Here is a 13590-nt window from a genome sequence, read left to right as displayed (position 1 = left end):
GCAATGGATAATCAACTATTACAATCGGTTTTGCAAAATGACTATGCTAACCAACAAAACTTATTATTCTTGCCCATAAATGATTATACCGCTTCATCACTTTATTATAATTATGAAGATGGAGACCTACGAGCAGGCGCTATTCCTGAAAACATTCAACAGGTAGGATTAACTACCACCGGCCTTTATCATAGCAAACAGAATATTCTCTTTTATGGAAAATTTAAAGCTGAGAAAGAGTATTATCAAAACCTGAAATGGGACTTAAATGGTGAATTATACCATAGAGGCCTAATGCCTACACATCAGTTTATGACAGCCGAAAAAGGCAGCGATTGGAGTAACCAGAATTATGAGTTATCAGGAGGTATGATTATTCCTACTAAAAACAACCGCTGGGCATTTAGTGTAAATGGAGATTTTAAGGTAACCAACCGCTTCCGATCAGAATATGATCCCCGTTCTAAAGTCACTAACAATAGCATAGTCTTAGATTTGGGAGCTAGCTATAAACTATCAGAAACTAGTTATATAAAAGCCGCAGGCACCTATGGCTTTAGCCATTTCCGCAATAATATTAAGTATTCTAACGCCAGCAATAACATTCCCTACAGCCATGACACCTATATAAAGTGGATGGCAGGATATGGCACTTTACTAAATTATGGTGGCTCCAATTCTCCAAACTCTGGAATGACTGCCTCTCTCAGTGGTTTTAACATCGGGTATACTTTTCAAAATAAAACCAACCTGATAATAGCTGATATTATATTCGCTAATAAAAGTGAAGAGACTTTTGATATTAGTGATATAAACCCTTCAGAAAAAGATCCCGTAAGCTCCTACTCCCCTACCACATGGAGGTTAAATACCTTATGGCTGCATCATGCTTCTACTGATAAATTATTGAAACTCGGCCTGGATTTATCTCAATTTGATGCTACTAATTTTCTTTTTGATAAAGGAGGGAAAAATTATAATGCTAAAGAAAAAGAAGTTAAACTTGACCTAGGCTATTTCAGGCAACATGATAACATTACACAATGGGAACTCAACGCCCAAATTAACCTTTGGCAGGTAACCCAACAAGATGTACTCTCCACCACAAAGTCAGAGTTATCTAAACTTGAAGCATCAGTATCAGGAAGCAAAACCTTTCCTATTAATGAAAACCTTAATATTCAACCTTCATTAGCAGCGCAAATAAGCACTTCTATCAATTCCACTTTCTTCAATGGTAATGAAAATTATCTGAGTAATATTAAAGAAGACGATTATTTAGGTCAAAGCCTTAAAGCCTATTACAACCAAATCATCTACCATGATGTAGATCTTTATAGCACTAACACCGGTAGTCTGAAGGCCGGTACCTCTTTCAATTTTTATAAAGAATCCGATTTAAAAACAAGTATTAAATTACATCTGAGCTATAGCAAGGCATTGGAGCGTATAGCCTTTTCTTCTAATGATAAAGCTCATCGCCTTTTCGGATCAGTTTCTCTTAATTTTTACTATTAATCATGCAAAAACATTTTTTTATAATTACCACATTATTATTCATTACCCTGTCTGGCTTTCAAGTGTTGAAAGATCAATACGACTTAGATGACCTACGAGCAAGATATAGCAGTGGATTAACCGAAAAATGGCCAGAAGCGGCATTAGATTCTTCTATAGACAGGTCTACCTTTCAAGATATTGGACATTTACCCGAAATGACTTATCCGGCAGACAATCCCTATTCAGACGAAAAAAAGGAATTAGGAAAAATGCTTTTTTTCGATCCTCGTCTTTCAGAGAGCGGACAAATAGCCTGTGCCAGCTGTCATGATTCTGAACTGGGCTGGGGCGATGGCAGGCGTAACAGCTACGGTCATAACAGACAGCTAGGAAAAAGAAATGCTATGACCATATTAAACAGCGGCTATGCTTCGAGCCTTTTTTGGGATGGTAGAGCTGCAACGCTGGAAGAGCAAGCCGCCCTGCCTATACAAGATAAACTAGAAATGAATTCTCATATCTCTTTAGCTACGGAAACCATAGCCAATACTCAAGGCTATGCACCTCATTTTAAAGCGGCTTTTGGAGATGAAACGGTTACTGAAGAAAGAATAAAAAAGGCCATAGCCACCTTTGAACGCAGCATAGTAAGCAGAACCTCACGTTTTGATTTGTTCATTGATGGAAAATCTGAAGCATTTACAGATAGAGAAGTACTTGGGTTACACTTATTCAGAACCAAGGCGCAGTGCATTAACTGCCATAACACAGGCTATTTTTCTGATAATCAATTTCATAATACCGGTCTTACCTATTATGGTAGACCTTTTGAAGATTTGGGACAATATGAAATCACTAAGAACAAAGCTGATGTGGGCAAATTTAGAACTCCAACACTCAGAGAAGTAGGAAAAACCGGTCCATACATGCATAACGGCCTTTTTACAAGCCTAGAAGTGGTAGTGAATCTTTATAACACGGGTATGCCGCATCCGAAACGTAAAAAAGATCAGATGGATGACCCTTTATTTCCGACTACCTCACATTTATTGAAACCATTAGAATTAGATGCTCAGGAAAAAGCGGCCCTGGTGGCCTTTATGAAAACTTTGTCATCCCGAACATACAGAGTTACACCTCCTGAATTGCCATAAAATGAAATGAGGAAGCATGTCCGACACATAGCACTGTTCTTTGGGACATCTTCCTCATTCATCTAACTTCACACACTTCTATTAAACTTTATCTCCTCTACCGCTTCAGATTATGAATTCCTCAAACTAAACAAAACAAAAAACCCATTCTCTGAAATCCCCTCACTAATCATACTCGATAAAAATAAGTCCATTACTGTGCCAAACTCAGATTACGGCCTTTTTTGAGTTATTTACACTAAAATTCTTCCATATATTAAAAAATCATTCCAATTATTGGACAAACCTTACCCCTGAATAAAAAACATAGCCGCTCTTACTCTTGAAGTTTAGAAGAAGCTATTTATATTTGTTTGTAATTAGTCTAAATTAATATAACATGTCAAAACTCGTAGTAGCCGATAAATCTCCATTAATACATCTGGGTCTGGAGAATATTTTGAAGCAGAAAAACAGTGAGTTCACCATAGCTGAACATTTATATAAATTAGACCAGGTAGAAGATGCCATAAAACAGCATACACCAGACTTGCTTATTATGGAGTATGAAGAAGCCATTTCTTCACCAGCAGTATGCGCCCGTTTCCTTAAGCGCAAATGGACCAACAGCATTCTTCTCACCACTCGTTATATTGATGAAATCAACCTGAAGCAGTTTTATAAAATAGGTGTTACCGGTATTCTTCATAAGTATGCTCAACCGCATGAAGTACTACAAGCAATAGAACAATGCCTCAGTGGAAGCAAATTCTATAGTCATCAATTCATGGATCTTCTATTAGGCAAATCTCAGCAATCAAGCCTAACCCAAAGGGAAAAGGAAGTTCTGATACTGGTAGCCAAAGGTAAAAGCACTAAAAAAATAGCTAATGAGCTAAGTTTAAGCATACACACTGTCAACTCACACCGAAAAAATATTATCAAAAAGCTCGACATACAATCTCCGGTTGAATTTGTAAAACACGCTTTAGAACTGCAGCTCATCTAGAATGATGTGCCAACTCACCAGATCAAATCACTACCCTATCACTAGTATTAGCTAGTACCCTCCTACTAACCGCTACTCAATTTCATTAATTAGAGCGATTGATAACGTTACAACACTGACCTACATTTGCATTATTTAGAATTAGTCTAAATTAATGAAGCAAATACTCAATATATTCCTATTCGTAATCATTGGCACCTGTTCATACGGGCAAGCTACTATTCTTTGTGTTGACAGCACCAGCAATCAACCTATTGAAGGCGCCCAGATTACTTTCATAAAAAATGGGCAACAACAAACTTCTATCACTGATAGCCAAGGGAAAGCTTCTACATCTTGGAGCACTCCACTTTCTGCAAAACTCACTCATATAGAGTATAATGCTAAGTCTCTCACTATAGAAGAGAATGGGCAGACCATAAGGCTTAGCCCAGCCATCACCTTACTGAATCCGCTGGTAGTCACCTCACAGTATACACCGCAGTCAGCCAAAAACTCTGTATACAAAGTAAAGACTATCAGCAAACAAAGGATAGAAAAGCAAGGGGCTACTAACATACAGGAAGTACTTAAAAATGAGCTTAACATTAGTTTTTCCAGAGACAATGCTACAGGTAGCTCTGGTATAACCCTACAAGGCCTTTCTGGTCAAAACGTAAAAGTACTCCTTGATGGCGTACCTATTTCTGGAAGAAGCGGTGTAAGCAATGAAATAGACATGGGCCAGCTTAATGTAAACAGTATAGAGCAAATAGAAATTGTTGAAGGCCCCATGGCGGTAAACTATGGTGCTGATGCCTTAGCTGGAGTAATTAATATTATTACTAATAAAGACAGTGCATATAAATGGAGTGCTAACCTTTCATTACATGAAGAAAGTGTAGAAAAGGAATATAGTGCTTTCGATGAAGGCATTCATTCTCCTGCAGCTACCTTCACTTACAAACCCAGCGAAAAGTGGTATTTCCAAGCAGAAGGAAGATATAATGATTTCGGCGGTTGGGTAGGAAATACTGAAGGATATTCTGACCGAGACCGGCAGTGGTACCCAAAAAGCCAGTATAACCTGGGAGGGCTCACCCGCTATAACATCGACGGATTTTCGATTTTCTATCGCCTGAATTATCTCAATGAAAATATTGAAAATTTAGGAGAGCCATCTGCTAATCAGCTTTATGACCCCATAGCTACAGATGAAGAATATACTACCAAAAGATGGAGCCATCAGGTACAGTCAGAAATAAAAGTGGGCAAGCTCAATATGCAGCCTGTTATTTCATATACAGACTATGAGCGTACCACCCATCAATACCTTAAAAATCTAGCTACCGATAGAGAAACTACCACTGACGATTACGAACAAGACACTATTTACTTCAAAACCCTTTTCCTCCGAAACACATTAAGCAACATTAAATGGAACTGGGGAAGTGCCCAGCTAGGTTTTGACAGTAACTACGAACGTACTGCAGGCACCACCCTTAGTGATGGAGAGAAATCTTCCTTTGACGTTTCCTTCTTTGCTTCTACGGAGATAAAAGCGGGCGAAAAGCTACTCATTCGCCCGGGCATACGCTATGGTTATAACAGCATTTATACTACTGAGCCTTCCCCTGCCATTAATTTTAAATACCAAATTACATCTAGTTCTCAAGTTCGATTGGGTTATGGCAGGGGGTTCAGGGCTCCTTCTTTAAGAGAGCTATACCATGAGTTTATAGATAGCAATCATCATATAGAAGGAAATGAAGATCTTGAGCCTGAGTATTCTCATTCTTTCAATGCTGACTTTACTAAAAGCTTCCCTCTACAACATATGCAAGTGGTATTAGCTGGCTTTTACAACAACATAAAAAATCGCATCGGCTATATTAGTCCCGAAACTGCCAGTGGTGATATGATGACCACTTACCGAAACATCAGCCGGTACAAGACAATAGGAAGTACCCTTACCTTACAATACCATTACAAAAATCTTAATATTTCTACCGGACTAGCCTATACAGGTCTGTATCAGGAACTACAAGATGCTTATGATATACCTGAATTTGTATATGGCGCTCAGCTGAATGGATCCTTTTCATACCACTGGGCACAGCCTGATCTTTCCTTTAGCCTTTATTATAAATACAACGGTACCTCTAAAGATTACTTCGAAATAACTCAGGAAGATGGAAGCACTGCTCCCGAACTCCAAAAAAGAGAAGGCTACCACCTACTCGACCTGACTATACAAAAAAAACTCACAGAATGGGCCTCACTTTCTATTGGCTCTAAAAACATAACCGATGTAACCTCTGTAAAAAACAACCGAACTACCGGTGGGGCTCATGCTGATACTTCCGGCCAGACTTCCGTGGGTTACGGACGCTCCTACTTTCTAAGAATGAATTTTAAACTACAATCAAAACAATAACTATAAATAATGACGATGAACAGACCGTATACTTTTATTATGATGTGCATAGTACTGCTGTGCGCCGCTACTTTGATGATCTCTTGCGGAGATGATGATGGTGGTCCTGCTCCAGTAAATGTGAATTTTAACAACACTGAAGTAGGCCTTTCAGGAGATAATGCTACTGAAGTATCTATTGTCTTTTCAAGAGCCGCTGAAAGTGCCGGGAGCCTAATGATTACTGCCAGCTCTGCAGACTTGGTGTATGGAGAAGATAACGACTATTACACTGAACCTGCTGCTGAAGATAACGTAGTAACTATACCTGTAAGTGTTGGAGACACAGAAATTTCATTTTCTATTGCTCCTGGCACTGCATTAAATATTGAAGAAGATAAAACTATCAGTTTTGCCCTTTCTTCTAATGTTGAAAGCTTTATTGCAGGCACTAACAACACCTTAACCGTTACCGTTTCAGAAAATTTTGTAACTCCTTCTGCCACTGTTACAGCTAATGTAGGCGAAGGATCGAGTAGAGAACAGCATTTTTATCTTGATCTTGATAGATTGGAAACCACTACTGTAAACAGAAACAATTATGACTTAGCGTTGGAGTCTGCCGGTGAGGGTTTCAATATACTTCTTAATGCCAGTACTATTATGAGAGCCGCTGCTACAGACGAAGCCGACTTCGAAAATATTACTGAAGAGGACGTAGAAAATGCTTCTTTTTCTGCTGATGTAGCCACTGGAAATTCATTTTTTGAGGGTTCATTTGAAGAGACCGCTTTTTATAACTGGGACGCCAATGGTAACACCAGCAATGTTTACATAGTAGACAGAGGTACTGAAGCAACCGTTCCTCGTGATGTAGATCCAGTACATAGAGGCTACCGTAAGGTACAATTAACAAAATCAGGAGATGAGTACACCATCCACTCTGCTAACCTGGATGGTAGTGAAGAAACTACTTTCACTGTAACAAAATCCGATGATGTTAATTTTAAATACGTACATTTCAATAATGGTGAAGCAGAAATAGAGCCTGCCAATTGGGATATTGTGGTAAGAGCCGTAACTTATGTAATATCTGTTCCTGGCTATTCTATGATATACAATACTTTGGGAGCTTACCATAACTACTACGGAGGTAGCTCTGTAGCTTTGATAGATCTAACAGAATCAGAACAAGGGTTTGAAGATGTAACATTGGAGCAAGCCACTGAAGCTTTAAATGATACCGATAATGGTTTCAATACCATTGGTGTAGACTGGAGAACCAGTAGTCAAACCGGTGGTTATACCATTCATGATAAACAGATTTACATTATTCAAGATGAGGAAGGTAATATATTTAAGCTGCACTTTACAGCTTACTTCTCTGCTGAAGATGGAAGTACTGAAGCTCCTGAGATCCAATACGAGCACTTAAACTAACCATAACTATGAAAAAAACACTTCTTATTATTATGCTTTTGAGCCCTGCCCTACTATGGGCTCAAAAGCAAAAGAAACAAGATGTAGCGTCTATAAAGTCAATGTGTGGCTGCTACAAGGTATATTTCAATTTTGCAGAAACCTTCTCACCTAAAAGAGATTATGAGTTTCATGAAAACTATAAGTCTCATGCCTACGAGTGGGTTACTATGGCAGAAGAAGATGACGACAAGCTCTCTTTACAGCATCTATTAGTAATCAGAGATACCATGATTATAAAACACTGGAGACAAGACTGGCTATATGAAAACACTGATTTATACACTTATGACAAAGACAAAACCTGGAAACCGGTGTCATTAAGTAAAAATGAAGTGAAAGGACAGTGGTCTCAAAAAGTATATCAGGTAGATGATGGCCCCAGATATGAAGGTTCTGCTACTTGGATCCATGCTGATGGAAGAGACTATTGGGAAAACACTACCGATGCTCCACTACCAAGAAGAGAGTACACCAAGCGTGATGACTACAACGTGATGAAAAGAAGAAACCGTCAGGAAATTACTGAAGAAGGCTGGATTCACGAACAAGACAATGACAAAGTACTGAGAGATGGCGAAGATCAACTCATTGCTCAGGAAAAAGGCTGGAATACTTATACTAAAGTAGAAGATAGCAAATGTAGTGCTGCCAAAGCCTGGTGGGATACTTACTCTGCTTATTGGGCTGACGTGCGTGCAGTATGGGATGAAGTGTACGAAAGCAAGAAGACTTTAGCCTTAAAAACTAAGGTAGAAGACCAATTTTTATACGAGCAACTCTTCGCTTTGCAAGAAGATTACAAAGGAGAGCATGACTCAGAAAAGGCTAAGGCTACCATAAAAAAAGTAATACAACCTTACATTGAAAGCGATATACAGCTAGCCAGTAACTAGTTAATTTTTAAGCCCTCATTGGCCAGTATTGAATTTGTCCTTCGCTGGCCAAGTGAGGCACAAACTAAATTCGAATCATTCTTAGTTTAATCCTTATTTTATATTCATCTCCTTACGGAGAAAACAAAAAAAGAGGCTGTTTCAAAAGTAATTACTTGATTAGTTAATGTCACATTGAGGAACTTGAAGTGTTTTTCCTTTCAAAAGAATGAAAATTTCAAGAACCTCAACCTGACCTAAAAGTTACCTTTGATACAGCCTTCTTTACTATATATTTAATAATCTACTATTTCCTCACCTGACCGCTTCCAAAAACATAATATTTATTAGTTACAAGCTGCTTAAGCCCTAAAGGCCCGCGGTGGTGCAACTTGTCTGTACTGATAGCCAGCTCTGCGCCTACTCCCATTTGTCCACCGTCTGTGAACCTGGTAGATGCATTATGATAAACCGCTGCGCTATCCACTCCTTCCATGAATTTCATAGCATCATCAGTGTTTTCGGTAAGTATAATGTTGGAGTGACCTCCAGAATACTTATTAATGAATGAAATGGCATCATCAAGCCCATCTACAGTAGAAATTACTGCTTTCATAGCCAGGAATTCTTCATACCAAACATCATCACTTTCAATTTTATCTGTAGCAGAAAGTGTCTCAAGCACCTCTTCTCCTGCCACAATGTGTACCCCCTTCTCAGTTAATGCAGTTTCAATTTTATGAAGTACATCATCTAACTGAGGGTGATTTTTATCAACTAATATTTTATCGAGAGCATTACAACCGGATATCTTGTCCGTTTTAGCATTTACCAAAACAGGAATCACTTTTTCCATATCAGCATCAGGAGCTACGTAAGCAAAGTTATTACCTCTACCACTCACTAATACTGCGCACTTGGCGTGTTGTTTTACAAACTCTATCAGTCTCTCCCCTCCTCTTGGTACAATAAGGTCCAGGGGCTGATCAGGGTTTCTTAAAAACTCCTGCGTAGTGGCTCTGTCCATTTTCAGGTACTGGATCCAATCTTTATCAAGGCCATTATCAGCTAGTGCCTTGTGCCAGCACTCTACCAGCGCCTCATTACTATGGTGCGCCTCTTTACCACCCTTAAGCAAAATCTTATTATTAGCTTTAAAAGCTAAAACTGCTGCCTCTATAGTAACATCTGGGCGAGACTCATAAATGATCATTATAGTACCAAAGGGTGCTGTTTTATTAGTGATATTAAGGCCATTATCTAATGTTCCTTTGCTTATCACCTGACCTACAGGATCATCCTGCGCTAACACCTCTTTCACCGCTCTGATCATATCATCTACTTTGGCATCATTCACCACCAATCGGTCATAAAGAGCCTGATCATCACGATCAAAAGCCTCAAGGTCCTTTTTATTAGCAGCAATAATCTCTGCACGGTCACTATCTAAATATTGGACCATAGAGTTTAAAACTGCATTCTTTTTGTCTGTGTCTATTAATAGCATAAATTATCTTCTTGAATTTTGATTTTATTACTTCTTTTATTGTTCAGCATTTACTGTAACAAGAAAAATTAATCTTCTTCCTGATATATGCGAGTACCGACATTTTTACCATGAGCGATGTCAACGATCACATCCTCTCTTTTACCATTGGCTATGTAAGTAGGAATGTCCTTGGCAGCTGTTTTCTTAGCTACATTAATTTTAGACTCCATTCCTCCACGGCCTTCTCCTTCTTTCTTGCCTGATGATTGAATAAACTGCTCCACTGACTGATCAGTAGTTACTGTTTTAATCAGATTAGAATCTTCATCATCAGGGTGCCCGTCAAACACACCATCTGTATCTGTTAATAAGATAAGTGCATCCGCATGGATGAGTTCTGCCACTAAACTGGCCAGCTCATCGTTATCTGTAAACATTGACATTGATAATGATACGGCATCATCTTCATTGGCAATAGGCACTATACCCTGGTTAAGCAAGCCTTCATAACAATTAATCATATTGTCACGGTACTTACCTGGGGCAAAATCCCTTTTAGTGGCCAATACTTGTGCGCAGCGCATTCCATAATGATGAAACAAGCTGTAATAATGACGCATCATACGTGGTTGCCCCACAGCAGAATATACCTGTCGGCGTGTAGTGGGGTCTATAATCGTGTTGCCATCCAAAACTTCTTTTCCGGCAATTACCGATCCTGAGGATATCAACACGCAAATGATATCTTCCTCATACAATCGGGCTATCTGGTCTACTAACTTCTTAAGGATAGGTACTACTATGCGATTATCCTTGTTAGTCATCACATTGGTACCTACTTTTATTACAATTCTCTTTTTATACTGTTTTTCAACTTCCATTTTATTATTTACCTAGTTCAACTGCTCTATCAAATGCTGCGTATGCGGCATCCTCAATTAATTGCCTCACATTATTATCATCCATAGAATCTAATGCGGCTCTGGTGGTTCCACCTTTAGAGGCCACACGGTTCATCCATGATTGAGGTGATAGGTCAGATTTATTAAACAGCTCTACAGCACCTTCAAAGGTCTGGCTTACCAGTACTTTAGAGTCGTGGTCAGAAAAGCCCATTTTTTTGGCGGCATCCATCATAGACTGCATAAAATAGAATACATATGCTGGTCCGCTACCAGAAATACCTGTAGAGGCATCTATATCATTTTCAGTATCTAACCTTACTGATTTACCAGTGGTATTTAGCAGGTTTTCTACTGTAGATAGTTCTAATCTTGATACCGTTTCTGAAGCAGTAAAAGATGTAAGTCCTTTACCTACCTGAGCTGGCAGATTAGGCATAGCTCTTACCACCTTAGATATACCAAGGCCTTCCTGAATAGTTTGAATAGTAACACCTGCCATGAGAGAAATCACTAACTGATCTTCTGTCATTTTAGATTTTATGTCACCAAAAAGCTCATCAATATGATAGGGTTTTACCGCGATAAAAATAATGTCAGCCGCAGGCAAACACTCTTCCAGATCTGTGTAAACATCAAAACGGCTTATAGTTTCCAGCTGCTTTGATTTTTCCTTATCAGTATCTGAGATCATCAGGTTATCACTAGACAAAAGCTCTGATTTTACAAGAGCCTTAGCATATGCTAACCCCATGTTTCCCGCTCCTATTACTAATACTTTCATTTCTTAAATGTTAATTTTAAGGTTTTGTGTTTAAAAAATCACCTCATATAATACAACCATTGTGCATTTCGACCTTTTTTAGAAAATTATCTTGTGCATTGGGCAGGAAGATGGTGAAACTATAGCCCTATCTCGCTCCAATGGCTGATTAAAAAAATTCCTGACATTTTTTATTGCTATTGACAAATGTGCATGAAATGTGACATTCAGTCACAAATAGGTAATTATGTCAGTAAATAAACACCATGACATAATGCCTCATTTTATGGACTAATTTAATTTTACGTATATTTTTATGAACTTATAGGGAAATATCACGTGACACAACAACCTGAAAAGGTGTCATGATTAGCATGTAAGGAACCCATTCTTTATTGACATTAAATAAAATAGGGTATGCCAATTTTTTCTTTGTAATGAGAGATGTGACAGATTGAAAAGGCAGGCGTTGAAAACAGCACTCCTACGGTAAGGACACACGGGGAAAATGGGTAGTTAAAGCTACAGGTTTGAGGAAAAGCGACGAAAGGCGGCATTATAAATGTCAGTGAAGATTGCCACGGCAATAGAATTGTGATTGAGCAAATATAAATGCAATGATATATTTCACATTAATGATTTGAATAATTCAAAAAAGACGAAGAAAGGAACTCTGGCTCAATTAGAGCCAGAGCTGTTTAAATAGCTATGAGCCCTTATGATTCATCCTTAAAATGAATACACCAAGCAAAATGAGAAAAATAAATAATCCAATACCAGAAGCAACAATTTTCCATAATACTAAAGTTTGGGAATTAATTTGTTTAATAAATACCCAAAAAATCCAGCCTAACAGAATAAGGTTAGGAATAAGTATTAAGAATTTTTGATTTGATTTTAACATGATGCAGCCGCTCCCGTTAAACCTCCTCCTATGGCACCGACTACTCCTCCAACGGTAGTTCCTATAACAGGTACAGCAGAACCTATTCCTGCACCTCCTAGTCCACCGGTAAGCGCTCCACCAAGTGTCCCTGCAGCGCATTTGCCCCAACTATCCCACCATCCTTTATCTTCGTCTTCTATTTTCTCCTTACCTCCATCAACATCTACTTTTCCATTAGTGGCTGTTTGATTCTGAAACAAATCAAAATTGGCGGCCATAAAGGACAAAGAGGATTGAAGAGATACTATTTGAGTTTTAAGAATTTCCTTTTCATCATCTGATAAATCTGAGTCTATAATACTTTGATTAATAACCCTTAGCGATTCTTTATATTCCTTTAAATGAATAGCAGTGTTAGACTTGGACTGTATGAGGCGTAAATATTGATTAGCCTCATCTGAAAGGTTTAACCCCTCATTCTTCCGAGCTTTTTGAAAATCCAATTTTTTAAAATTGACAGAATAAGACATTACAGCGTCAGAATTTACACCATATTTAGTCTCTAAATTTTCTTTACCAAGCAGCTCAACCAATTCCGTATTGGTAAATGTCTGATTTTTAGCACGCAACCCTTCTGCTATACTATTTAAATTATTTGAAATTATTTCTGATAATTCAGTATAGTTAGTTTGCGGTTCCATGTTATCTTCCTGATTACACGAAAAAAGAAGCATTAAGATGCTTAAAGTTAAAATAGATGTTTTAAACGCGTTTCGCATTTTTTTTAGAAATATTTGTTAGGCCTTACTTTTGTTTTTAGGAGCGTTCAGGTCAAATGCTTCTCCCGCTAGGGTCAATATCTACTTAAATACATCAGAGAGTTTTCCATTATATCAAAAGGTGATTTCCTTACTCACTTGGATATTATTCAATTGACCGTAACAACATAATGAAAGGGAAACAAACATTCCCTTTCATCTTTCAGAAATCTAAACTAACTAATCACTTACTAATATCATAAATTTAAAATATTTTATTAATATAATTAGTCATCATCTAGAAACATTAGCTTAGAATAATTATATTTTGACTTACATTTATATTATTTTACACGGGCACTTCGCTCGTATATAATTTAGGTAGCCATTCAAACACCTTC

General features: G+C 38.1%; 10 protein-coding genes. 6 read left to right on the top strand and 4 right to left on the bottom strand.

Features of this window, described 5'->3' with window-relative positions; all coding sequences use genetic code 11:
• Positions 1 to 3: 3 nt before the first annotated feature.
• From LVD15_RS18930 to LVD15_RS18905, 6 genes are all read left to right on the top strand, one after another.
• On the top strand, positions 4 to 1518 hold the full coding sequence (locus tag LVD15_RS18930; protein WP_233776776.1) for a DUF6850 family outer membrane beta-barrel protein: 1515 nt from the start codon (positions 4 to 6) through the stop codon (positions 1516 to 1518).
• Positions 1519 to 1520: 2 nt separating this feature from the next.
• Entirely contained in the window at positions 1521 to 2654 is a 1134-nt protein-coding gene (locus tag LVD15_RS18925) for a cytochrome-c peroxidase (RefSeq protein WP_233776775.1), read from the top strand.
• 379 nt (positions 2655 to 3033) lie between these two features.
• On the top strand, positions 3034 to 3642 hold the full coding sequence (locus tag LVD15_RS18920) for a response regulator transcription factor (protein WP_233776774.1): 609 nt from the start codon (positions 3034 to 3036) through the stop codon (positions 3640 to 3642).
• A 154-nt stretch (positions 3643 to 3796) separates the two neighbouring features.
• Positions 3797 to 6058 (top strand): TonB-dependent receptor plug domain-containing protein, encoded by a 2262-nt coding sequence (locus tag LVD15_RS18915; RefSeq protein ID WP_233776773.1) that lies wholly within the window; start codon positions 3797 to 3799, stop codon positions 6056 to 6058.
• A 9-nt stretch (positions 6059 to 6067) separates the two neighbouring features.
• A complete protein-coding gene (locus tag LVD15_RS18910) occupies positions 6068 to 7477 on the top strand; it encodes an HmuY family protein (protein WP_233776772.1) in 1410 nt (469 codons plus the stop codon).
• Positions 7478 to 7485: 8 nt separating this feature from the next.
• A complete protein-coding gene (locus tag LVD15_RS18905; RefSeq protein WP_233776771.1) occupies positions 7486 to 8412 on the top strand; it encodes a DUF6607 family protein in 927 nt (308 codons plus the stop codon).
• Between the two features lie 286 nt (positions 8413 to 8698).
• Here LVD15_RS18905 and LVD15_RS18900 read toward each other — a convergent pair whose 3' ends face one another.
• The 4 genes from LVD15_RS18900 to LVD15_RS18885 form a co-directional block, all read right to left on the bottom strand.
• Positions 8699 to 9898 (bottom strand): glutamate-5-semialdehyde dehydrogenase, encoded by a 1200-nt coding sequence (locus tag LVD15_RS18900; RefSeq protein WP_233776770.1) that lies wholly within the window; start codon positions 9896 to 9898, stop codon positions 8699 to 8701.
• A 68-nt stretch (positions 9899 to 9966) separates the two neighbouring features.
• On the bottom strand, positions 9967 to 10761 hold the full coding sequence (gene proB, locus LVD15_RS18895; RefSeq protein ID WP_233776769.1) for a glutamate 5-kinase: 795 nt from the start codon (positions 10759 to 10761) through the stop codon (positions 9967 to 9969).
• A 4-nt stretch (positions 10762 to 10765) separates the two neighbouring features.
• A complete protein-coding gene (proC, locus tag LVD15_RS18890) occupies positions 10766 to 11566 on the bottom strand; it encodes a pyrroline-5-carboxylate reductase (protein WP_233776768.1) in 801 nt (266 codons plus the stop codon).
• Positions 11567 to 12442: 876 nt separating this feature from the next.
• Positions 12443 to 13132, bottom strand: coding sequence for a hypothetical protein (locus LVD15_RS18885; RefSeq protein ID WP_233776767.1), 690 nt, complete (start codon positions 13130 to 13132; stop codon positions 12443 to 12445).
• Positions 13133 to 13590 lie beyond the last annotated feature (458 nt).

The sequence above is a fragment of the Fulvivirga maritima genome, from assembly GCF_021389955.1.
Lineage (GTDB): Bacteria > Bacteroidota > Bacteroidia > Cytophagales > Cyclobacteriaceae > Fulvivirga > Fulvivirga maritima.
Note: the sequence above shows the minus strand (reverse complement) of the source record. Positions and strands in the feature narration are given on the sequence as shown.